Origin of the sequence: Streptomyces lomondensis, assembly GCF_014651035.1 — a bacterium.
Taxonomy (GTDB): domain Bacteria; phylum Actinomycetota; class Actinomycetes; order Streptomycetales; family Streptomycetaceae; genus Streptomyces; species Streptomyces lomondensis.
The window spans coordinates 301,382-323,455 of sequence record NZ_BMWC01000006.1; the positions used below are offsets into that span (position 1 = coordinate 301,382).

Consider the following 22,074-nt stretch of genomic DNA (forward strand, 5'->3'; position numbering starts at 1 on the left):
CTTCGAAGTGAAGGCACAGGAGCCTTACTGGCCGCCCTTTTGCACGAAGGACCGCACGAAGTCCTCGGCGTTCTCCTCGAGGACGTCGTCGATCTCGTCCAGAACCGAGTCCACGTCGTCGCTCAGCTTCTCGTGACGCTCCTTGAGGTCCTCCGAAGCCTGCGCCTCTGCCGCCTGCTCCTCGACCTCCTCGGTGGACCGGGTGGCCTTCTGCTGTCCGCCGCCGGTGTCCTTGGTCGCCATATCCCTCACCCCGCTCGGTTCGCCCGACACAGTTGCTCGGTCAAGATCAGACCCTACTCGCCGGGTCTGACAATGGCCCCGCAGTTGCTCCAACGTACGGGGACCACCTCGATGATTCCCGGACCAGGGATTTTCCACCCTGTCCGGCGGGCCCCTCACGAGTACCCGCAGAACGCCCTCACCCTCCGGACAACACCCTGACCAGGTCTTCCGCGGTGCGGCAGCGGTCCAGGAGCTCCTTGACGTGATTACGCGTTCCGCGAAGCGGTTCCAGGGTTGGAACCCGCTGCAGCGAGTCCCGGCCCGGCAGGTCGAAGATCACCGAGTCCCAGGAGGCCGCCGCGACGTCGTCCGCGTACTGCTCCAGGCAGCGGCCGCGGAAGTACGCGCGCGTGTCCTCGGGCGGCGCCGTACGGGCCCGCTCGACGGCCGCCTCGTCCAGCAGCCGCTTCATGCGCCCGCGGGCCACCAGACGGTTGTACAGGCCCTTCTCGGGCCGTACGTCGGCGTACTGGAGGTCGACCAGGTGCAGCCGCGCCGCGTCCCAGTCGAGGCTGTCCCGGCGCCGGTAGCCCTCCATGAGCTCCCGCTTGGCGACCCAGTCCAGCTCGCCGGCCAGGCTCATCGGGTCGTGCTCCAGCCGGGTGAGGGTGTCCTCCCAGCGGGACAGGACGTCCTTGGTCTGCTCGTCGGCGTCGGCGCCGAAGCGCTCCTCCACGTACTTGCGCGCCAGCTCGTAGTACTCCATCTGCAGCTGGACCGCCGTGAGCGTACGGCCGCTGCGCAGCGTGACCAGGCGCTTCAGGGAGGGGTCGTGCGAGACCTGGTGGAGGGTGCGGACGGGCTGGTCGACGGCCAGGTCGACGGCGATGAAACCGTCCTCGATCATCGACAGCACCAGCGAGGTCGTGCCCAGCTTGAGGTACGTCGAGATCTCCGAGAGGTTCGCGTCGCCGATGATCACGTGCAGCCGGCGGTACTTCTCGGCGTCGGCGTGCGGCTCGTCGCGGGTGTTGATGATCGGGCGCTTGAGCGTCGTCTCGAGGCCGACCTCGACCTCGAAGTAGTCGGCGCGCTGGCTGAGCTGGAAGCCGTGCTCGTGCCCGTCCTGGCCGATGCCGACGCGGCCCGCTCCGGTGAAGACCTGGCGGGAGACGAAGAACGGCGTGAGGTGACGCACGATGTCCGAGAAGGGGGTCTCCCGCTTCATCAGGTAGTTCTCGTGCGTGCCGTAGGACGCGCCCTTGTTGTCGGTGTTGTTCTTGTACAGGTGGATCGGCTGGGCACCGGGCAGCTGGGCGGCCCGTTCCGCGGCCTCCGCCATGATCCGCTCGCCGGCCTTGTCCCACAGGACGGCGTCCCGGGGGTTGGTGACCTCGGGGGCGCTGTACTCGGGGTGTGCGTGGTCGACGTAGAGCCGTGCGCCGTTGGTGAGGATCACGTTGGCCAGGCCGATGTCCTCGTCGGTGAGCTGGCTGGAGTCGGCGGCCTCGCGGGCGAGGTCGAAGCCTCGGGCGTCCCGCAGCGGGTTCTCCTCCTCGAAGTCCCAGCGGGCCCGGCGGGCCCGGTGCATCGCCGCCGCGTAGGCGTTCACGATCTGGGACGAGGTGAGCATGGCATTGGCGTTGGGGTGGCCGGGGACGGAGATTCCGTACTCCGTCTCGATGCCCATTACTCGCCGTACGGTCATGCGGCCCTCCTTGCCCGGCGGCGCCCTCGGTCATGGGCGCCACTCAGATACCGCTGGCGCTCGGTTGCGTGTGCGGTGCCCGTCCCCGCACTGCGCGACTTGGCGGTACGCAAGAGCCTAGAACGCCTTTGCGCTGGTGGGGAGATCATTTGCGTCATTGCGTTGCTCCAGCCGTGGCCCGAAAAACAGTCGGCTGCGGGTACCCGCCGAGGGCACCCGCAGCCGCCCTGCCTTTTACAGGTACTGACCGGTGTTCGCCACCGTGTCGATGGAGCGTCCGGTGTCCGCGCCCTGCTTTCCGGTGATGAGCGTACGGATGTACACGATCCGCTCGCCCTTCTTTCCGGAGATCCGGGCCCAGTCGTCCGGGTTGGTGGTGTTGGGCAGGTCCTCGTTCTCCTTGAACTCGTCCACGCAGGCCTGGAGGAGGTGGGAGACGCGCAGGCCCTTCTGGTTCTTCTCGAGGAAGTCCTTGATCGCCATCTTCTTGGCGCGGCCCACGATGTTCTCGATCATGGCGCCGGAGTTGAAGTCCTTGAAGTAGAGGACTTCCTTGTCGCCGTTGGCGTAGGTGACCTCCAGGAAGCGGTTCTCCTCGGACTCGGCGTACATCTGTTCGACGGCCGTCTGGATCATGCTCTGGACCGTGGAGGCCTTGGAGCCGCTGTGCTCGGCGAGGTCGTCGCTGTGCAGCGGGAGGCGCTCGGTGAGGTACTTGCCGAAGATGTCCTTGGCCGCCTCGGCGTCCGGACGCTCGATCTTGATCTTCACGTCCAGCCGGCCGGGCCGCAGGATGGCGGGGTCGATCATGTCCTCGCGGTTGGAGGCGCCGATCACGACCACGTTCTGCAGGCCCTCCACACCGTCGATCTCGGCGAGCAACTGCGGGACGATGGTGTTCTCCACGTCCGAGCTGACACCGGAGCCACGGGTACGGAAGAGGGACTCCATCTCGTCGAAGAAGACGATGACGGGCGTGCCCTCACTGGCCTTCTCACGGGCCCGCTGGAAGACGAGGCGGATCTGCCGCTCCGTCTCACCGACGTACTTGTTCAGCAGCTCGGGGCCCTTGATGTTGAGGAAGAAGCTCTTGCCGGCGGCCTGGCCGGTCACCTCGGCGACCTTCTTGGCCAGCGAGTTGGCCACGGCCTTGGCGATCAGGGTCTTACCGCATCCAGGGGGGCCGTACAGCAGGACGCCCTTCGGCGGCCGCAGTTCGTGCTCCTTGAACAGGTCCGGGTAGAGGTACGGGAGCTCGACCGCGTCACGGATGGCCTCGATCTGGTTGCCGAGGCCGCCGATCTGCTCGTAGCCGATGTCGGGGACCTCTTCGAGGACGAGCTCCTCGACCTCGCTCTTGGGCACGACCTCGTAGACGTACCCGGAGCGGGGCTCCAGGAGCAGGGCGTCGCCGGGGCGGATGGTGACGTCCAGCAGCGGCTCGGCGAGCCGTACCACCCGCTCCTCGTCGGTGTGCCCGAGCACCAGGGCTCGCTCGCCGTCCTCGAGGATCTCCTTGAGGGTGACGATGTCACCGACGCGCTCGAACTCCATGGCCTCGACCACGTTGAGCGCTTCGTTGAGCATCACTTCCTGGCCGCGCCGCAGCTCGTCGAGCTCGACGCTGGGGCTGACGTTCACCCTGAGCTTGCGGCCGCCGGTGAAGATGTCGGCCGTACCGTCCTCGTTCGCCGCGAGGAAGACGCCGAAGCCGGCCGGCGGCTGCGCGAGCCGGTCGACCTCCTCCTTGAGGGCCACGATCTGGTCACGGGCCTCACGGAGCGTGTTGGCGAGTCGCTCGTTCTGGGCGGACACGCCGGCCAGATTGGTCTGCAGCTCGACGATCCGCTCTTCGAGAATCCTCGTGTGTCGCGGAGAGTCGGCGAGCTTACGTCGCAGGACGGCGATCTCCTGCTCAAGGTAGGCGATCTGCCCGGCCGGGTCGTCGGACCCGCGTCCCGGGCGGATGCCGCGGTTCATGTCGTCGTCGTGGGCTGCCACGGTCCTCACCTCCTCCAAGGGGAGCTGGACGCTTCCAGACCCTACCTGGGCGGGTGTCGATTGAAACCCCTAGATCACAAAGACGGTCGGGGTGTGTCCGATCTTCACCCTTGCGCTCTCCCTCACGCCAGGGGAATACCCACCGAACCTGATTGGAACCCAGGCGGAGGTAGGGTCGAAGCGTTCAACACCCGTCAGAGCTGGCCGGATTCCCGATACGGCTCGGCGGAGAAACGGCAGGAGAGATGAGCGTGCAGCAGGAGGCCGGGGTCGACGGCGAGGCGCTGGAGGTCTGGATCGACCAGGACCTGTGTACCGGCGACGGCATCTGCGCCCAGTACGCGCCCGAGGTGTTCGAGCTGGACATCGACGGTCTGGCCTATGTGAAGAGCTCCGACGACGAGTTGCTCCAGGCCAAGGGCGCGACAACGCCCGTACCGCTGCCGCTTCTCACGGACGTGATCGACTCCGCGAAGGAGTGTCCGGGCGAGTGCATCCACGTGCGTCGAGTTTCGGACAGGACCGAGGTCTACGGACCGGACGCAGAGTGACTACTTCTCTACCCACTGTCACTACTGTCTGATATCTCACACGCGGTGGCGCACGCGCCTCACACGCTGCGGGCGCCGGCCGGCGTCGAGCGGACGAACGCGCCGTTCTGCCAACGCCATTTCACGTCGCTCCGCACATCGGGGCAGCAACGCGGCACATCGGCCGACGAGTAGCCGAAGAGCGTGGCCGTGACGGCGCCGTCGCGGACGGCGAAGTCGCCGACGGTGGTGCCCTCCTTGGGGTCGAGCAGGGTGGCCACCACACGCGGCTTGCCGCCGTCGCCGCCCCGGGTGAGGACGTAGACGCCGTCCGGCGGGGTACCCATCGGGGAGTCGCAGTGGACCACGGCCACCGTCTCCGGTCTGCCGTCGCCGTCGAGATCACCGGAGGCCTTCTTCTTCACCACGGCCTGCACCGGGCCGCACTCGATCGGGAACTCCACCGCGGCCGGATCGGGCGCGGCCACGGTCGCCGGGGCGCTTCTGGTCTCGGGGGCGGCCGGCTGGGCGGCCGTCGCCGCGCCGGGCTGGAGGACCGAGGAGAGGGCCACCACGCCGGCCACGGCCGTGGCGGTGGCGAGCCAGTGGATGGGGCGGGTGTGGGTGTGGGCGAGCTCCGGAACGGCGGAAGGCTGCACTAGGAGGGTCTCCTGAGGGCTGTGCCGGTGGGGTGGCCAAGATGGTGCCACACGTCACATCGCGAGGGAACGGCGGGGTGTGCGCGCCCCGTGCCGGGGAAGTCAGAACGGTTACGGTTCCTGCTGTTGTGTCAGCAAGCCTGTGCCTCCCGGGGCCGCTGCTGACGCGCCAGGCAGGCTGTTTGGGGCCCCGGGGCAGGTCAACGTTGCTGCGCGCGGGTTCACTCCGGGCGGCAACGCAAAGGCGCCGCGGCGGAGTTCCGGTGTGGTTCCGGGAACTGCGCCACGGCGCCTGCGCGTTGTGTGCGTGACGGGCCGCTCAGCGGGCGGTGCCGCCGTCGGCGTTGGGGCCGGCGTAGTCCTCGCCGTAGGCACCCTTGGCGGGGCGGCGGCGGCGCATGGGCGGCTCGACGCCGTCGGCGAGGCGGCGGGCGGTGAGCAGGAAGCCGGTGTGGCCGATCATCCGGTGGTCCGGGCGGACGGCCAGGCCCTCGATGTGCCAGTTGCGGATCATCGTCTCCCAGGAGGTCGGCTCGTTGAAGCAGCCGATCTCGCGGATGGACTCGACGGTCCGGGCGAGCTGGGTGGTGGTCGCCACGTAGCAGCACAGGATGCCGCCGGGGACCAGCGCCTTGGAGACGGCCTCCAGGCACTCCCAGGGGGCGAGCATGTCGAGGATGACGCGGTCCACGTCGGCGTCGGACAGGTTGTCCTGGAGGTCTCCGACGGTGAGCTGCCAGGCGGGGTGCGGGCCGCCGAAGTAGCGCTCCACGTTCGCCTGGGCGATCTCGGCGAAGTCCGCGCGGCGCTCGTAGCTGTGCAGCATGCCCTGGTCGCCGATGGCGCGCAGCAGGAAGCTGCTGAGCGAGCCGGAGCCGACGCCGGCCTCCACGACGCGCGCGCCGGGGAAGATGTCGGCGAAGGCCAGGATCTGCCCCGCGTCCTTGGGGTAGACGACGGCCGCCCCGCGGGGCATGGACAGGACGTAGTCGGGGAGCAGGGGGCGCAGCGCGAGGTAGGCGACGTTCCCCGTGGTGCGGACAACGCTGCCCTCGGGAGCGCCGATCAGTTCGTCGTGCGGGAAGGAACCCTTGTGGGTGTGGAAGTTCTTCCCGGCCTCGAGCGTGAACGTGTAGTGGCGGCCCTTGGGGTCGGTCAGCTGTACCTGGTCCCCGACCTTGAAGGGCCCGCGCCTGCGGGCGGCACCGGTCGGTTCGGACATGTGACCAGCCTACCGGCACCGGAGGGGCCCTCCGACCACTAGGAGGGTCTGGCCATGGCCTTCACGAAGGCGCGCTCCACGTCCGCGGCGGACAGGACGCCGTAGATCTCGCCGGTCTCCTCCACGACCAGGTATTCGGTCGCCGGGGTGGCGCGCAGGGCGTCCAGCAGTTCCTCCCCCGCCAGTTCCGCCGAGACGCGCATGCCGTCGGTGAGCTCCTGGGCGAGGCCGCTGACGGCGACCCAGGGGCGGCGGTGCTCGGGTACTCCGACGATGGCGGCCTCGCGGACCAGGGAGAGGGGGTTGCCGTCGGCGTCGACGACGACCAGGGCGCGGGCACCGGCGGCGTTGGCGCGGCGCAGGGCCTCCGAGAGCGGGGTGTCGGTCTCGACGGGGACCGCGCGGCGGGTGAGGGTGCGGGCGCGCAGCTCCGGAAGGTGTTCGCGCAGGCGGGCCATGCGCAGGCTGTTGCCGGCGCCGGTCCAGATGATCGCGGCGAGGATGGCGGCGAGCAGGGCGTCCAGGACGGTGTCCATGCCGACGTTGTCGACGGCGTCGGAGCCGAGGGCGCCGGACTGGGTCAGCAGGGGCAGGCCGATCAGGACGCAGACGGCGAGGGCGCGGCCGACCCAGGCGGCGGCGATGGTGCCGCTCATCGGCTTGCCGGTGAGCTTCCAGACGACGGCGCGGAGCATCCGGCCGCCGTCGAGGGGCAGGCCGGGCAGGAGGTTGAACGCGGCCACGATGAGGTTGGAGATCATCAGGCCGGCCAGCAGCACGCCCGGGACGGTGCCGGGTTCCACGGTCTGCAGGGCGCCGTAGAAGACGCCGGCCAGGGCGAGGGAGAGCAGCGGTCCGACGAAGGCGAGCACGAACTCGCGGCCGGGGGTCTCGGCCTCCTTCTCGATCTCGGAGACGCCGCCGAAGAACTGGAGCTGGATGCGGCGGACCGGGAGCTTGAAGCGGAGGGCGGCGACCGTGTGGGCCAGTTCGTGGACGAGCACGGAGGCGTAGAAGGCGACCGCGAAGAACAGGGAGACCAGATAGCGGGCGGCGCCGAGCTCGGGCAGCACGCGCTCCAGCTGCCCGCCGAACACCCAGGTGATCAGCGCGGCGACGAGGAACCAGCTCGGCGCGACGTACACGGGCACCCCGAACGGCCGCCCCATGAGCAGCCCGCCCCGGGGCTCGGGCCGCTGAGGGGCGGGGCCCTTGCCGTCGGCGGAGTGCGCGAGGGGGCGGTGGTCCGGCGTGGGGGCCGCGTGACGAGGCTCCGCCTCGGGCCGGTCGGCGGCGGGGGTGGGGTGACGACGGTCCGCCTCGGGCCGGCCGGCGGCGGGAGGGGCGTGACGACGGTCCCTCTCGGCCTGGCCGGCCGCGGATGCGGTGTGCGGACCGCCGGCGTAGCCGCGGTCGGGGTGCGCGTCGCCGTCGGGCGTGCGGCTCCCGTCGGCCTCTCCGCGGGCAGAGGCCGTGGAAGGGCCGTCGGCGGCGGGGGCGGTGGGCTCATCGCCGTCTGAAGAACCGCCCTCGCCGGCCTCACCGCGGGCCGCAGCCGTGGAGCGGCCGTCGGCGTCAGGGCCGGTAGGCCCACCGCCGTCAGAAGAACCACCCTCGCCGGCCTCACCGCGGGCCGAGGGCGTGAAGGGGCCATCGGCGGCGGGGCCGGTAGGCCCACCGCCGTCGGAAGAACCGTTCTCGTCGGCCTCACCGCGGGCCGAGGGCGTGAAGGGGCCATCGGTGGCAGGGACGGCGGGGTCCTGGCGTGCTGACGAGGCGGGCTCGGGCTCGTCCTGTGCGGTCGGCCGGGACGCCGGAGTGCCTGCCGGCGGGACGGCGTCCTGCTGCCCGGGGGCGAAGCGCCGTTCCTCCGTGGGGCGTTCGTCGGCGGGGGTCCGGTCGGCGGCCCGGGCCGGAAGCCCCGCGTGGCGCTCGGCCGACTCGTCGTTGCCGGACCGCGGCTGCCCGCGCCCGCCGCTCTCGTCCACCGGTTTCCCCTCGTTCGAAGCGTCTCCCGCCTGCCGGACGGGAGGGTCTCGAGTCGATGGTATGCGTCCGCCGAGGTGCGTTCCGCCCCGGCACCCCTGTGTTTCCCGTACGTCGACCTCCCCTCACGGCTTCCCCCACGGAACGCGCGTGGGTCACTGTCAGTGGCGGGCCGTATGGTCTGGGGCATGGAGACGAGCACCGAGGGCGCGGCGCAGCCCGAGTCCAGCCCTGCCACGGCAGTGGATACGGCCGCCCAGGCGGCGGCGGAGGCGGCGGCGGAGACGGCCGCCGTGAGCGAGCTCGTGACGGGACCCACCGCCATACCGCCCGCCTCGCTGTCCCCTTCCCGTGCGAGTGACTTCATGCAGTGTCCGCTGCTGTACCGCTTCCGGGTCATCGACCGGCTGCCGGAGAAGCCGAGCGAGGCGGCGACCAGGGGCACGCTGGTGCACGCGGTCCTGGAGCGCCTCTTCGACGCCCCGGCCGCCGAGCGCACGGCGCCCCGGGCCAAGTCGCTGATCCCGGGCCAGTGGGACCGGCTGCGCGAGACGCGGCCGGAGGTCGTGGAGCTGTTCGCCGACGATCCCGAGGGCGAGCGGCTGGCGCGCTGGCTGGGCGAGGCGGAGCAGCTCGTCGAGCGCTGGTTCACGCTGGAGGACCCCAGCCGCCTGGAGCCGGCCGAGCGGGAGCTGTTCGTCGAGGCCGAGCTGGAGTCCGGGCTGCGGCTACGCGGGATCATCGACCGGGTCGACGTGGCGCCCACGGGCGAGGTCCGGATCGTCGACTACAAGACGGGCAAGGCGCCCAGGCCCGAGTACTCCGAGGGTGCCCTGTTCCAGATGAAGTTCTACGCCCTGGTCGTCTGGCGGCTGAAGAACGTGGTGCCGCGGCGCCTCCAGCTGGTCTATCTCGGCAGCGGTGAGGTGCTGACGTACGACCCCGTCCTCGCCGACCTGGAGCGGGTCGAGCGCAAGCTGCTGGCGCTGTGGGAGGCGATCCGGCTGGCGACCGAGACGGGCGACTGGCGGCCGCGGCCCACGAAGCTGTGCGGCTGGTGCGACCACCAGGCCCACTGCCCGGAGTTCGGCGGCACTCCCCCGCCGTATCCGCTGCCGCTGAGGGTGACGACCGGTGAGGGCGGCTGATCCCGGCGGGCCCGCGCAGGGCAGAATGGGGCCGGACTAGCGAAGGAGACTTACGTGGCCATCCGCGTCCTACTGGTCGACGACCAGCCGCTGCTCCGCACGGGCTTCCGGATGATCCTGGAGGCCGAACAGGACATCGCGGTCGTCGGCGAGGCCGGAGACGGCCTCCAGGCGCTCGACCAGGTGCGGGCCCTCCAGCCCGACGTGGTCCTGATGGACATCCGCATGCCGCGGATGGACGGTGTTGAGGCGACCCGGCAGATCACCGGCCCCGGGCGGGACGGCCCGGCGAAGGTGCTGGTGCTGACCACCTTCGACCTCGACGAGTACGTGGTGGAGGCGCTGCGCGCGGGTGCCAGCGGGTTCCTGCTGAAGGACGCCCCGGCCAACGAGCTGGTGCAGGCGATCCGCGTCGTCGCCGCGGGCGAGGCGATGCTCGCGCCGAGCATCACACGCCGGCTGCTCGACAAGTACGCCACGCATCTGCCGTCGGGCGACGAGCCGGTGCCGGACACGCTGCACACGCTCACCGACCGCGAGGTCGAGGTGCTGAAGCTGGTGGCGCGCGGGCTGTCCAACGCCGAGATCGCCGCCGACCTGTTCGTCAGCGAGACGACCGTCAAGACGCACGTCGGGCACGTGCTCACCAAGCTGGGCCTGCGCGACCGCGTGCAGGCCGCGGTGTACGCCTACGAGAGCGGGCTGGTGCGCCCCGGCGCGCAGTAGTCCTGGTACGCCCCCGGTACGACGAGGCCGCCCCCTGCTCGGCAGGGGGCGGCCTCTTCACAGGGTCGCGTCAGGAGTCCTTGCTCAGCTCCCAGAAGCGGAACACGGTCGAGGCGTCGAGGCAGTACTCCAGGCCGTAGACGCCGTCGCGGACGACCGCGTACTGCTTGGCCTGCCACACCGGCAGGACGGGCAGTTCGTCGGCGACGATGTCCTGGAGCTCCCCGAACTCCTTGTCGGTGGCGGCCCGGTTGGTCAGGGCCGCGGTGCGCGGGATGAGCGAGCCGGTGATGGTGCCGTTGTCGTAGTTGTTGTTCAGCACGTTGCCCTTGCCGAAGAAGGGGGCCGTGAAGTTGTCGGCGTCCGGGTAGTCCGGCACCCAGCCCTTCACGTAGACGCCGTACTTGCCGGCCGCGATGTCCTTCTCGTACTGGCCGAAGGGGACGGACTTGACGTCGGCGTCGAACAGGCCGCTGGCGTTGAGCTGGGCGGCGATGGCGCTCAACTCCTGGTCGGTGGCGGGGCCGTAGCGGGACGGCGTCGACCAGAGGGTCAGCTTCACCTTGCCGGAGATGCCGTCGGCGCGCAGCGCCTCGGCCGCCTTGGACTTGGAGGGGCGGGCGCCGTACTTGTCGAAGAAGGCCGTGTTGTGGCCGGCGATACCGGCCGGGATGATCGAGTACAGCGGGGTCGCGGTGCCCTGGTAGACGTCCTTGATGAGGGCCTCGCGGTCGAGCAGGTAGGCGATGGCCTTGCGGACGCCGAGCTTTCCGGCGACCGGGTCGTTCATGTTGAACACCAGGTGCTGGACCTCGGCGCTGCTGCCCTCGACGACCTCGGCGCCGGTGCCGTCGTCGGCCTTCTCCATGTCCGCGATGTCGCTCGCGGTGAGGCCGCGGTAGGCGATGTCGACGTCCCCGCCCTGGATCGCCTGCTTCAGGGCGGTCTGGTCGCCGTCGAAGAACTTGAGCGTCACGCCGGTGTTCTTCACGTCGGCGGTGCCCTTGTAGTTCTCGTTGACGGAGAAGACGGCCTGGTCCTTGTCGATCGAGTCGAGCTTGTAGGGGCCCGATCCGACGGCCTTGCCGTCCTTGCGCAGCCCGTCCGCGTCGTACTGGCGGTGGTCGACGATGGATCCGGCGCCGGAGGCGATCTTGCTGGGGAAGGTGGCGTCGGCCGTGTTGAGGCGGAAGACGACCGTCTTGGCGTCCGGCGTCTCGACCTTCTCCAGCGTGGGGAACATGATCGCGGGCCCGTCGGGGTCGTTGATCTTCAGCATGCGGTCGAAGGAGAACTTGACGTCCTCGGAGGTGAGGTCGTCACCGTTGCTGAACTTGAGGCCGTCCTTCAGCGTGCACTTGTAGACCGTGGTCTGCGCGTCGGTGAAGGAGCAGCTCTCGGCGGCCTCGGGCTGCGGTTCCGTGGCGCCCTTGGGGAAGCTGAGCAGCGACTGGAAGACGTTGTTGAACAACAGCCAGGAGCCGGGGTCGTAGCCGGAGGCGGGGTCCGTGGCCAGGACGTCGTCGGACATCCCCACCACCACGTTGGAGCCCTCCCCCGCGGAGTCTCCGGTCTCCGTGCCACAGCCGGTGAGCAGGCCGGAGGCGAGCCCCGCCACGATCGGCAGGACCGGCCACTGGTTGCGTATGTTCACGTGTGTGCCTTGTCGTCGGTTCTCGAGAACGCCCGGAGCATGTCCCTGGCTCCGGGGCACGGTTCCCCGGGGGCCGCGGTCAGGGGCCCCGGGGTTCCAGCGGGTGCGTCAGCCACTCACGCCCCGGCCGAGCTCCCACAGCTGGAGCGTCGACGAGGAGTTGAGCGCGTACGCGGTACCCGTGATGTCGTCACGCGCGGCGACGTACTGCTTGCCCTGCCACAGCGGCAGCACCGGCACGTCACGGGCGACGATGTCCTGAATGTCCGTCAGGCTGGTGGAGGCGGACAGCCGGTCCGCCTCGCGGCGGGACTCCGGGATCAGGGTGTTGCGGATCTGGCTGTTGGCGTACGGCGAGCCGAGGGTGTTGTCCGCGTCGAGGAACGGCGCGAGGAAGTTGTCGGCGTCCGGGAAGTCCGGGAACCAGCCCATGCCGTAGACGTCGTACTCGCCCTTCTTCTCGGCCGGGCGGAACGTGTCCCACGGGGTGCCCTTGATGCCGACCTCGAACAGGCCGCTGGAGTTCAGCTGGTCGCGCAGGACCTCGAACTCCTTCTTGGTGGCCGGGCCGTAGTGATCGGTCGTGTAGTGCAGGGTCAGCTTCACCGGGGTGGTGACGTTCGCCTGTTCGAGCAGGGCGCGGGCCTTGGTGACGCTCGGGTCGCCGTACTTGTTGAAGAACGAGTTGGAGTGGCCGGTGATGCTGGCCGGGACCAGCGAGTACAGCGGCTCGGCCTGGGAGCCGTAGACCTTGGAGACCAGCGCGCTGCGGTTGACGATCTGGGCCATCGCCTGGCGCACGGCCTTGGACTCGACGGTCGGGGCGTCGGTGTTGAAGCCGAGGTAGCGGATCTCCAGGCCGGGCATCTCGACGAGGTCGACGCCGGTGTCCGTGTCGGCCGAGAGCTTGCGGATCTGGTCCGGCGACATGGTGCGGGTCATCACGTCGATGTCGCCCTTGTCCAGCGCCTTGCCCATGGCGTCGGTGTCCTTGAAGGAGACCATGTCGACCTTGTCGTTGTTCACCTTCAGGCTCCCCTTGTAGTCGGGGTTGCGGGTGAACTCGGCCTTGACCATCGCGCCGTTCTCGACGTCGGCCTTGAGGGTGTACGGGCCGGAGCCCGCCAGGTCGAAGCCGTCGCGCAGCTTGTTCTTCGGGTAGTCGTCGGGGTCGACGATGCCGGCGACCGGGGTCGACAGCTTGTACGGGAAGGTCGCGTCGGCCGCCTTCAGGTGGAAGATGACCTCGCGGTCGCCCTGGGTCTCGACCGTGTCGATGGTGGACAGCAGGGCGAACACACCGCTGTCGGCCTTGAGGGAACGGGCGCGGTCGATGGAGTACTTGACGTCGGCTGCGGTGACGGGGTCGCCGTTCGCGAACTTCAGGCCGTCGCGCAGGGTGCAGGCGTAGCGCTCGTTGCCCGTGTCCGTGAAGCCGCACCGCTCGGCGGCCTCCGGCACCGGCTCGCCCTCGCCGCGCGGCTGGATCATCAGGGTCTGCACGGTCTGGCGCAGGATGTTCCAGGTGCCGACGTCGTAGGCGTACGCCGGGTCGAGGGGCGCGGGGGCGTCCTTCGAGGCGGTGAACCGGTCCGTGGTGCCGACGACGATCGCGCCGCCGTTGTCACTCCCGCTGTCGGACCCGCCGCAGGCGGCGAGCACCGGCGCGAGCAGGCCGATGACGGCCGGCAGCACCAAAGTCTTGCGGTTCATGCTCGAGTTTCTCCAGAGCTGTCTACTCCGTGTATCCGGCATGCAGGGGTGGCGCAGCGGATCACGGGGGTGGGGCGATGTTCTCGCGACGAGATTAGTCCGGACCGGCAGGAGGGTTCGCCGCCACCGGAGTTGAGGGGCCATCACGCTGCGGAACCGGGTGTGGACACACCGGAAAGCGGACAGCGGAAGCTTTGGTGCACCGTCCCATCAATCAGGACACAAGGGCACGCCGACGGCCCCCCGGAGGGGGTGCGCAGCACACGCCGGAGCGGCTGTCGACCCTGGGTCGCGTGGGGAACGTCACACCCGTAAACGGGTTCCGGTGGACGCGAATTCGGTCATCCGGAGGAGTTCGAATTCACCCTCGGAATTACTGTCCTAACGGCGCTGCACGCTGGGTGAACAGCTAGCGCATTTCCGTCATCAGGCCGTGCAGAAATGTCAGGTCGATCTCTTCGAGGGAGCTGACCACCGTACGCCTCAGGGCCGGGGCGATGGGCGCGACGGACGGCACCGCCACGACCCGGCAGCCCGCGGCCTCGGCGGCGGCGACTCCGGTCGCGGTGTCCTCGATGACGGCGCACCGGGCCGGGTCCGCGCCGAGTCCGGCGGCGGCCGCCAGGTACGGGTCGGGGTAGGGCTTGGTGCGCGGCACCTCGTCGCCGGCCACGGTCAGGCTGAAGTGGTGCGCGCCCAGCGAGGTCAGTACCCGGTCGATGATGCGCCGGTGCGAGGCGGAGACGAGGGCCGTGGGGACCTCGTACTCGTACAGCTCGGCCAGCAGCCGCCCGGCGCCCGGCATCAGCGGCAGGCCGCCGTCGATGCGGTCCTCGAAGCCGTTGTTCAGCAGGACCGTGAGTTCGTCGAGGGTGATGTCGGCGCCGGTGGCCTCGATCAGGAACCCCGCGCTGCGGGTCATGGGACCGCCGACCACGACATGGCGCCAGGACTCGTCGAGCGTGTGGCCGAGGGAGGCGAAGACCTCGGCCTCGACGTCCCACCAGAAGCCCTCCGTGTCCACCAGGGTGCCGTCCATGTCGAGGAGCACGGCTTGCAGAGCTGAACCTTCGGCCGTAAGGGTGCCGAGCGCGGGGACCGTACTGGTCATCCACGTACCTCCTTGAGGGACATTCAGGCCGGTTCCCAGGAGGGAACCGGCCTGCGGTGGACCGACCAGTCTACTTCGTGCGCGGACGAAACGCTTCTTTTGGCCCGGGCGCCCGGGAGGGGCTCAGCGGGCGTTGAAGTACTTCGCCTCCGGGTGGTGGATGACGATGGCGTCCGTGGACTGCTCCGGGTGCAGCTGGAACTCCTCCGAGAGGTGGACGCCGATGCGCTCCGGCTGGAGCAGGTCGGCGATCTTGGCGCGGTCCTCCAGGTTGGGGCAGGCGCCGTAACCGAGGGAGAAGCGGGCGCCCCGGTACTTCAGCTCGAACATGCCCTGCATCTCGTCCGGGTCCTCGCCGGCGAAGCCGAGTTCGGAACGCACGCGCGCGTGCCAGTACTCGGCGAGCGCCTCGGCCAACTGCACGGACAGCCCGTGCAGTTCCAGGTAGTCCCGGTAGGCGTTGGCTTCGAAGAGGCGGGCGGTCTCCTCGCCGATGCGGGAGCCGACGGTGACGACCTGGAGGCCCACGACGTCCGTCTCGCCGGACTCCTCCGGGCGGAAGAAGTCGGCCAGGCACAGGCGGCGGCCCCGGCGCTGACGCGGGAAGGTGAAGCGGGTGCGCTCGTTGCCGGCCTCGTCCAGGATGATCAGGTCGTCGTCCTTGGACACGCACGGGAAGTAGCCGTAGACGACGGCCGCCTCCAGCAGGTTCTCCGTCTGGAGCTTGTCCAGCAGCCCGCGCAGCCGGGGCCGGCCCTCGGTCTCGACGAGTTCCTCGTACGACGGGCCCTCGCCGGTGCGGGCCTGCTTGAGGCCCCACTGGCCCTTGAACAGGGCGCCCTCGTCGAGCCAACTCGCGTACTCCTTGAGCTGGATGCCCTTGATCACGCGGGTGCCCCTGAAGGGCGGCTCGGGGACGGGGTTGTCGGTGGCGACGTCGGAGCGGACGTGCCCCTCCTCGGGGCGCTCCTCCACGGCGGCCGGGGCGGTGGCCCGGACCCGGCGCTGCCTGAGCTCGGGCAGCTTGGCGCCGGGCACGCCCCGCTTGACGCCGATGAGGGCGTCCATCAGGCGCAGGCCCTCGAAGGCGTCGCGGGCGTAGCGGACCTCGCCCTCGTAGAGCTCGTGCAGGTCCTGCTCGACGTAGGCGCGGGTCAGGGCGGCGCCGCCGAGGATGACCGGGAAGCGGGCGGCCAGGCCCCGGGTGTTCAGCTCCTCCAGGTTCTCCTTCATGATCACGGTGGACTTGACCAGGAGACCGGACATGCCGATGACGTCGGCCTTGTGCTCCTCGGCGGCGTCCAGGATCGCGGAGACCGGCTGCTTGATGCCGAGGTTGACGACGTTGTAGCCGTTGTTGGTCAGGATGATGTCGACGAGGTTCTTGCCGATGTCGTGCACGTCGCCGCGCACGGTGGCGAGCACGATGGTGCCCTTGCCGGCCTCGTCGGTCTTCTCCATGTGCGGTTCGAGGTGGGCGACGGCCGTCTTCATCACCTCGGCGGACTGCAGGACGAACGGCAGCTGCATCTGGCCGGAGCCGAACAGCTCGCCGACGACCTTCATGCCCTCCAGCAGGGTCTCGTTGACGATGTCGAGCGCGGGCCGCTCCTGGAGGGCCTCGTCCAGGTCGGCTTCGAGTCCGTTGCGCTCGCCGTCGATGATGCGCCGCTTCAGCCGCTCGTCCAGCGGCAGGGCGGCCAGTTCCTCGGCCTTGCCGGCCTTGAGGGACTTGGCGGTGGCGCCCTCGAACAGCTGCATGAGCTTCTGCAGCGGGTCGTAGCCCTCGGCGCGGCGGTCGTAGATGAGGTCCAGTGCCGTCTGGACCTCCTCCTCGCTGAAGCGGGCGATCGGCAGGATCTTGGAGGCGTGCACGATCGCCGAGTCCAGGCCCGCCTTGACGCACTCGTCGAGGAAGACGGAGTTGAGCAGGATGCGCGCGGCCGGGTTGAGGCCGAAGGAGATGTTGGACAGGCCGAGCGTGGTCTGCACCTTCGGGTGGCGCCGCTTCAGCTCGCGGATGCCCTCGATGGTGGCGATGCCGTCCTTGCGGGACTCCTCCTGGCCGGTGCAGATGGTGAAGGTCAGGCAGTCGACGAGGATGTCCTCCTCGTGGATGCCCCAGTCGCCGGTCAGGTCGTCGATGAGCCGTTCGGCGATCTCGACCTTCTTCTCGGCGGTGCGGGCCTGGCCCTCCTCGTCGATGGTCAGCGCGATGAGGGCGGCGCCGTGCTCCCTGGCGAGCTGGGTGACCTTGGCGAAGCGGGACTCGGGGCCGTCGCCGTCCTCGTAGTTCACCGAGTTGATCACCGCGCGGCCGCCGAGCTTCTCCAGGCCGGCCCGGATGACGTCGACCTCGGTGGAGTCCAGCACGATCGGCAGCGTGGAGGCGGTGGCGAAGCGGCCGGCCAGCTCCTCCATGTCGGCGACGCCGTCGCGGCCGACGTAGTCCACGCACAGGTCGAGCATGTGCGCGCCCTCGCGGATCTGCTCGCGGGCCATCTCCACGCAGTCGTCCCAGCGGCCGTCCAGCATGGCCTCGCGGAACTTCTTCGAGCCGTTGGCGTTGGTGCGCTCGCCGATGGCCAGGTAGGAGGTGTCCTGCCGGAACGGCACCGACTGGTACAACGACGCCGCCCCCGGCTCGGGCTGCGGGTCGCGCTCGCTCGGAGTGACGTCCCGGACGCGCTCGGCGAGCTGCCGCAGGTGCTCGGGGGTGGTGCCGCAGCAGCCGCCGACCAGGGACAGGCCGTAGTCCTGGACGAAGCTCTGCTGGGCGTCGGCCAGGCCCTCCGGGTCGAGCGGGAAGTGCGCGCCGTCCTTGGTGAGGATCGGCAGGCCGGCGTTCGGCATGCACAGCAGCGGGATGCGCGAGTGGCGCGTGAGGTAGCGCAGGTGCTCGCTCATCTCGGCGGGGCCGGTGGAGCAGTTCAGGCCGATCATGTCGATGCCGAGGGGCTCCAGCGCGGTCAGGGCCGCGCCGATCTCGGAGCCGAGCAGCATGGTGCCGGTGGTCTCGAAGGCCATCGAGCACAGCAGGGGCACCTCGACGCCGGTGGCCTCCATGGCCCGGCGGGCGCCGAGGATCGAGGCCTTCGTCTGGAGCAGGTCCTGCGTGGTCTCCACGAGCAGCGCGTCCGCGCCGCCGGCGAGCAGGCCCTCCGCGTTGGCCTGGTAGCCGTCGCGGATGGTGGTGTACGTGACGTGGCCCAGCGTGGGCAGCTTGGTGCCGGGGCCGATCGAGCCGAGCACCCAGCGCTGCCGGCCGTCTCCGGCGGCGTACTCGTCGGCCACCTCGCGGGCGATCCGGGCACCCGCCTCGGACAGTTCGTGCACCCGGTCGGAGATCTCGTACTCCGCCGCGGCCGTGTGGTTGGCGCCGAAGGTGTTGGTCTCGACGCAGTCGACGCCGACCGCGAAGTACGCGTCGTGGACGGAACGGACGATGTCCGGCCGGGTCACGTTGAGGATCTCGTTGCAGCCCTCGAGGTTCTCGAAGTCCTCAAGGGTGGGGTCCTGCGCCTGCAGCATGGTGCCCATGGCTCCGTCGGCCACGACCACGCGGGTGGCCAGGGCCTCTCGGAGGGCGGACACGCGGGTCCGGCTGTCGGTGGAAGGGGTCGGCGGCAACGAGGCCATGAAAAGGGCTCCCTCGGATGCGACGGCTGTCGGCTTTGCGGCTTCCCGGACAGCCGGAGGGCATCCGGGAAGGGGCGCACCGCGCCAGCCTAACCGGGAGTGGGCTTGGATGGGCAGAGCGTCCACGGGACGGACGTCGACTGGTGACGGATCAGCCACCCGTGACACAACAAATGGCGACCCGCCATTAGCGAGAGGTCGGCAACGACCGGTAGTGTTCGACATTGCCGAACGAGGGCTGCGGGCCCCACTTGTCGGCGGTCGAAGGGGACGGAGGCAGTACGGCGATGGCACGGAACATCCAGTCGCTCGAACGGGCGGCCGCGATGCTGCGGCTCCTCGCGGGCGGCGAGCGGCGGCTCGGCCTGTCGGACATCGCCTCGTCGCTGGGCCTGGCCAAGGGCACCGCCCACGGCATCCTGCGCACCCTCCAGCAGGAGGGCTTCGTGGAGCAGGACGACGCCTCCGGGCGCTACCAGCTGGGCGCGGAGCTGCTGCGCCTGGGCACCACCTACCTCGACGTGCACGAGCTGCGGGCGCGTGCCCTGGTGTGGGCCGACGACCTGGCCCGCTCCAGCGGCGAGAGCGTCTACCTGGGCGTCCTGCACCAGCAGGGCGTGCTGATCGTGCACCACGTCTTCCGGCCCGACGACAGCCGGCAGGTCCTGGAGATCGGGGCCATGCAGCCGCTGCACTCCACGGCGCTGGGCAAGGTGCTGTCCGCCTACGACCCGGTGGCGCACAGCGAGGCCCTGGAGGCCGACCGCAAGGCCTTCACGGACCGGACGGTGTGCGATCCGGAGGCCTTCGAGCACATCCTGGACGTCACACGCGCGCGTGGTTACGCGGCCGACGTCGAGGAGACCTGGGAGGGCGTCGCCTCCCTCGCCGCCCCCATCCACGACCGGCGGCGCATGCCGGTCGGCTCGGTCGGCATCACCGGCGCCGTGGAGCGGCTGTGCCGGGACGGGGAGCTGCGCCCCGAGCTGATCGCGGCGGTGCGGGACTGCGCCCGCGCGGTCTCGCGGGACCTGGGCGCCGGGCGGTTCTGACACCCACGACCGGGACCGGGGCGCCGTACGGCGTTCCGGCCCTCGGCATGCCCGCGTCCACCTGCGGAGAAGATCCACAGGCACGCGGCGATCAGTAACGATCGTGTTTTCGACAACACAGCCCTTGACGTGTTCGTAACGCCGAAGCAAGACTCCCGTCCATCGGTCGACATTGTCGAACAGCTACCGGCAATACGCGCTAGAGTGTGACGACGCCAGGCCGGTAACGCACTTCCCCCTGGACGAAGGACAAAGGAGTCGCGGGTGTCCAGCTCCGACATCTTCATCGGCGAGACCCTAGGTACCGCCATACTCATCCTGCTCGGCGGCGGAGTCTGCGCCGCCGTGACGCTCAAGGCCTCCAAGGCCCGCAACGCCGGCTGGCTCGCCATCACCTTCGGGTGGGGCTTCGCGGTGCTCACGGCGGTCTACACCACGGCGCCGCTGTCCGGCGCCCATCTGAACCCGGCCGTCACCCTCGCCCTCGCGATCAAGGACGGCGACTGGAAGAACGTCCCGGTCTACTGGGCCGGACAGCTCCTCGGCGCCATGATCGGTGCCGCCCTGGTCTGGATCGCCTACTACGGCCAGTTCCACGCCCACCTCACCGACCGCGAGATCGTCGGCGGTCCGGGCGCGCAGGCCACCACGGCCAAGGCCGTCGAGGCCCAGGAGAAGGGCGCCGGCCCCGTGCTGGGCGTCTTCTCCACCGGGCCCGAGGTCCGCGTCGCCTGGCAGAACCTGGCCACGGAGATCATCGGCACCGTCGTGCTGGTGCTCGCCGTGCTCACCCAGGGCCTGAACGACGAGGGCAACGGCCTGGGCACGCTGGGTGCCCTGGTCACCGCGCTCGTGGTGGTCTCCATCGGCCTGTCGCTCGGCGGCCCGACGGGATACGCGATCAACCCGGCCCGTGACCTCGGTCCGCGCATCGTGCACGCTCTGCTGCCCCTGCCCAACAAGGGCGGCTCCGAGTGGGGCTACGCCTGGATCCCGGTGGCCGGTCCGCTGATCGGCGGCGCCATCGCGGCAGGCATCTACAACGTCGCGTTCGCCTAGGAGCGATCGCCTGCAGCGATCCTCGCGCCCTTTGCGAAACTCTCGGCGCGCGCCGTACGTAAAGCCCCATAAACACGGAACTTCCAGGAGCACACAGTGACCGACGCGCACACCGCCGGCCCCTTCATCGCCGCCATCGACCAGGGCACCACCTCCAGCCGCTGCATCGTCTTCGACCGGGACGGCCGGATCGTCTCCGTCGACCAGAAGGAACACGAGCAGATCTTCCCCAAGCCGGGCTGGGTCGAGCACAACGCCACGGAGATCTGGACGAACGTCCAGGAGGTCGTCGCCGGAGCCGTCGAGAAGGCCGGCATCACCCGTGACGACATCAAGGCCATCGGCATCACCAACCAGCGCGAGACGACCGTGCTGTGGGACAGGACCACAGGTGAGCCCGTCCACAACGCCATCGTCTGGCAGGACACCCGCACCGACGCCCTCTGCCGCGAGCTCGGCCGCAACGTCGGCCAGGACCGCTTCCGCCGCGAGACGGGCCTCCCCCTCGCCTCCTACTTCGCCGGTCCGAAGGCCCGCTGGCTGCTCGACAACGTCGACGGGCTGAAGGAGCGCGCCGAGGCCGGCGACATCCTCTTCGGCACCATGGACAGCTGGGTCATCTGGAACCTGACCGGCGGTGTCGACGGCGGCAAGCACGTCACGGACGTCACCAACGCCTCGCGCACGATGCTCATGAACCTGCACACCATGCAGTGGGACGACAAGATCTGCGAGTCGATCGGCGTCCCGAAGCAGGTGCTGCCGGAGATCCGCTCCTCCGCCGAGGTCTACGGCGAGATCAAGGGCGGCAAGCTGGGCGACCTGCTCGGCGGCATCCCGGTCGCCTCCGCGCTCGGCGACCAGCAGGCGGCCCTGTTCGGCCAGACCTGCTTCTCCGAGGGCGAGACCAAGTCGACCTACGGCACCGGCACCTTCATGGTGATGAACACCGGCGACAAGATCATCAACTCCTACAGCGGCCTGCTGACCACCGTCGGCTACAAGATCGGCGACCAGAAGACGGTCTACGCCCTGGAGGGCTCGATCGCCGTCACCGGCTCGCTGGTGCAGTGGATGCGCGACCAGATGGGCCTGATCTCCACGGCCGCCGAGATCGAGACGCTCGCGCTGTCGGTGGAGGACAACGGCGGCGCCTACTTCGTGCCCGCCTTCTCCGGCCTGTTCGCCCCGTACTGGCGCTCCGACGCCCGCGGCGTGATCGCCGGCCTGACCCGGTACGTCACCAAGGCGCACCTGGCGCGTGCCGTCCTGGAGGCCACCGCCTGGCAGACCCGGGAGATCGCCGACGCCATGACGAAGGACTCCGGCGTCGAGCTGGCCGCCCTGAAGGTCGACGGCGGCATGACCTCCAACAACCTGCTGATGCAGACCCTCGCCGACTTCGTGGACGCCCCCGTGGTGCGCCCGATGGTCGCCGAGACGACCTGCCTCGGCGCCGCCTACGCCGCCGGCCTCGCCGTCGGCTTCTGGAACAGCACCGACGACCTGCGTGCCAACTGGCGCCGGGCCGCCGAGTGGACCCCCCGCATGGACGCGGACACCCGCGCCCGTGAGTACAAGAACTGGCTCAAGGCCGTCGAGCGGACCATGGGCTGGCTCGAGGACGAGGAGTAAGAAACC

Annotated in this window: 15 protein-coding genes and 1 pseudogene; 6 read left to right on the plus strand and 10 right to left on the minus strand. The window is 69.9% G+C overall.

Annotated elements, in window-relative coordinates; genetic code table 11:
* Positions 1–24: 24 nt before the first annotated feature.
* The 3 genes from IE255_RS22210 to arc form a co-directional block, all read right to left on the minus strand.
* Positions 25–243 carry a ubiquitin-like protein Pup gene (locus IE255_RS22210; RefSeq protein ID WP_062154959.1) on the minus strand — a complete coding sequence of 73 codons (219 nt, stop codon included), beginning with the start codon at positions 241–243 and terminating at the stop codon, positions 25–27.
* A 178-nt stretch (positions 244–421) separates the two neighbouring features.
* Positions 422–1,933 carry a depupylase/deamidase Dop gene (dop, locus tag IE255_RS22215; RefSeq protein ID WP_372487586.1) on the minus strand — a complete coding sequence of 504 codons (1,512 nt, stop codon included), beginning with the start codon at positions 1,931–1,933 and terminating at the stop codon, positions 422–424.
* Between the two features lie 234 nt (positions 1,934–2,167).
* Positions 2,168–3,934: a proteasome ATPase gene (gene arc, locus IE255_RS22220; RefSeq protein WP_190052105.1), complete on the minus strand. Its 1,767-nt coding sequence runs from the start codon at positions 3,932–3,934 to the stop codon at positions 2,168–2,170.
* Positions 3,935–4,179: 245 nt separating this feature from the next.
* On the opposite strand from arc, the gene IE255_RS22225 reads away from it, so the two are divergent.
* Positions 4,180–4,485 (plus strand): ferredoxin, encoded by a 306-nt coding sequence (locus IE255_RS22225; RefSeq protein ID WP_190052106.1) that lies wholly within the window; start codon positions 4,180–4,182, stop codon positions 4,483–4,485.
* 59 nt (positions 4,486–4,544) lie between these two features.
* Here IE255_RS22225 and IE255_RS22230 read toward each other — a convergent pair whose 3' ends face one another.
* The 3 genes from IE255_RS22230 to IE255_RS22240 all read right to left on the minus strand — a co-directional run bounded on the left by IE255_RS22230 (position 4,545) and on the right by IE255_RS22240 (position 8,333).
* Complete coding sequence (locus IE255_RS22230) at positions 4,545–5,123, minus strand: hypothetical protein (protein WP_190052107.1); 579 nt, start codon at positions 5,121–5,123, stop codon at positions 4,545–4,547.
* A 319-nt stretch (positions 5,124–5,442) separates the two neighbouring features.
* Positions 5,443–6,345, minus strand: a complete 903-nt coding sequence (locus tag IE255_RS22235; protein ID WP_031141913.1) for a tRNA (adenine-N1)-methyltransferase — start codon at positions 6,343–6,345, stop codon at positions 5,443–5,445.
* A gap of 38 nt (positions 6,346–6,383) precedes the next feature.
* Positions 6,384–8,333: a site-2 protease family protein gene (locus IE255_RS22240; RefSeq protein WP_190052108.1), complete on the minus strand. Its 1,950-nt coding sequence runs from the start codon at positions 8,331–8,333 to the stop codon at positions 6,384–6,386.
* A gap of 186 nt (positions 8,334–8,519) precedes the next feature.
* Between IE255_RS22240 and IE255_RS22245 the strand changes: the two are divergent.
* Both IE255_RS22245 and IE255_RS22250 read left to right on the plus strand, forming a co-directional pair.
* Positions 8,520–9,519, plus strand: a pseudogene (locus tag IE255_RS22245) (RecB family exonuclease).
* A 14-nt stretch (positions 9,520–9,533) separates the two neighbouring features.
* Entirely contained in the window at positions 9,534–10,205 is a 672-nt protein-coding gene (locus tag IE255_RS22250) for a response regulator (protein WP_020141342.1), read from the plus strand.
* 70 nt (positions 10,206–10,275) lie between these two features.
* On the opposite strand, the gene IE255_RS22255 is transcribed toward IE255_RS22250, so the two are convergent.
* From IE255_RS22255 to metH, 4 genes are all read right to left on the minus strand, one after another.
* Positions 10,276–11,859 (minus strand): ABC transporter substrate-binding protein, encoded by a 1,584-nt coding sequence (locus tag IE255_RS22255; protein WP_190052110.1) that lies wholly within the window; start codon positions 11,857–11,859, stop codon positions 10,276–10,278.
* Between the two features lie 108 nt (positions 11,860–11,967).
* Complete coding sequence (locus tag IE255_RS22260; protein ID WP_190052111.1) at positions 11,968–13,572, minus strand: ABC transporter substrate-binding protein; 1,605 nt, start codon at positions 13,570–13,572, stop codon at positions 11,968–11,970.
* 409 nt (positions 13,573–13,981) lie between these two features.
* Complete coding sequence (locus tag IE255_RS22265) at positions 13,982–14,683, minus strand: HAD family hydrolase (RefSeq protein ID WP_190052112.1); 702 nt, start codon at positions 14,681–14,683, stop codon at positions 13,982–13,984.
* Between the two features lie 123 nt (positions 14,684–14,806).
* Entirely contained in the window at positions 14,807–18,322 is a 3,516-nt protein-coding gene (metH, locus tag IE255_RS22270) for a methionine synthase (RefSeq protein WP_190052113.1), read from the minus strand.
* A gap of 287 nt (positions 18,323–18,609) precedes the next feature.
* Here metH and IE255_RS22275 point away from each other — a divergent pair, with 287 nt between their 5' ends.
* The 3 genes from IE255_RS22275 (at position 18,610) to glpK (ending at position 22,068) form a co-directional block, all read left to right on the plus strand.
* Entirely contained in the window at positions 18,610–19,374 is a 765-nt protein-coding gene (locus IE255_RS22275; protein ID WP_190052114.1) for an IclR family transcriptional regulator, read from the plus strand.
* A gap of 264 nt (positions 19,375–19,638) precedes the next feature.
* Complete coding sequence (locus tag IE255_RS22280; RefSeq protein ID WP_190052115.1) at positions 19,639–20,433, plus strand: MIP/aquaporin family protein; 795 nt, start codon at positions 19,639–19,641, stop codon at positions 20,431–20,433.
* 96 nt (positions 20,434–20,529) lie between these two features.
* Entirely contained in the window at positions 20,530–22,068 is a 1,539-nt protein-coding gene (glpK, locus tag IE255_RS22285; RefSeq protein WP_190052116.1) for a glycerol kinase GlpK, read from the plus strand.
* Positions 22,069–22,074 lie beyond the last annotated feature (6 nt).

What these genes read in the sequence shown, in the direction of transcription:
- IE255_RS22210 (WP_062154959.1), bottom strand. Translation starts at nt 243, where the DNA reads ATGGCGACCAAGGACACCGGCGGCGGACAGCAGAAGGCCACCCGGTCC.
- dop (WP_372487586.1), bottom strand. Translation starts at nt 1,933, where the DNA reads ATGACCGTACGGCGAGTAATGGGCATCGAGACGGAGTACGGAATCTCC.
- IE255_RS22225 (WP_190052106.1), top strand. Translation starts at nt 4,180, where the DNA reads ATGAGCGTGCAGCAGGAGGCCGGGGTCGACGGCGAGGCGCTGGAGGTC.
- IE255_RS22235 (WP_031141913.1), bottom strand. Translation starts at nt 6,345, where the DNA reads ATGTCCGAACCGACCGGTGCCGCCCGCAGGCGCGGGCCCTTCAAGGTC.
- IE255_RS22260 (WP_190052111.1), bottom strand. Translation starts at nt 13,572, where the DNA reads ATGAACCGCAAGACTTTGGTGCTGCCGGCCGTCATCGGCCTGCTCGCG.
- IE255_RS22265 (WP_190052112.1), bottom strand. Translation starts at nt 14,683, where the DNA reads ATGACCAGTACGGTCCCCGCGCTCGGCACCCTTACGGCCGAAGGTTCA.
- metH (WP_190052113.1), bottom strand. Translation starts at nt 18,322, where the DNA reads ATGGCCTCGTTGCCGCCGACCCCTTCCACCGACAGCCGGACCCGCGTG.
- IE255_RS22275 (WP_190052114.1), top strand. Translation starts at nt 18,610, where the DNA reads ATGGCACGGAACATCCAGTCGCTCGAACGGGCGGCCGCGATGCTGCGG.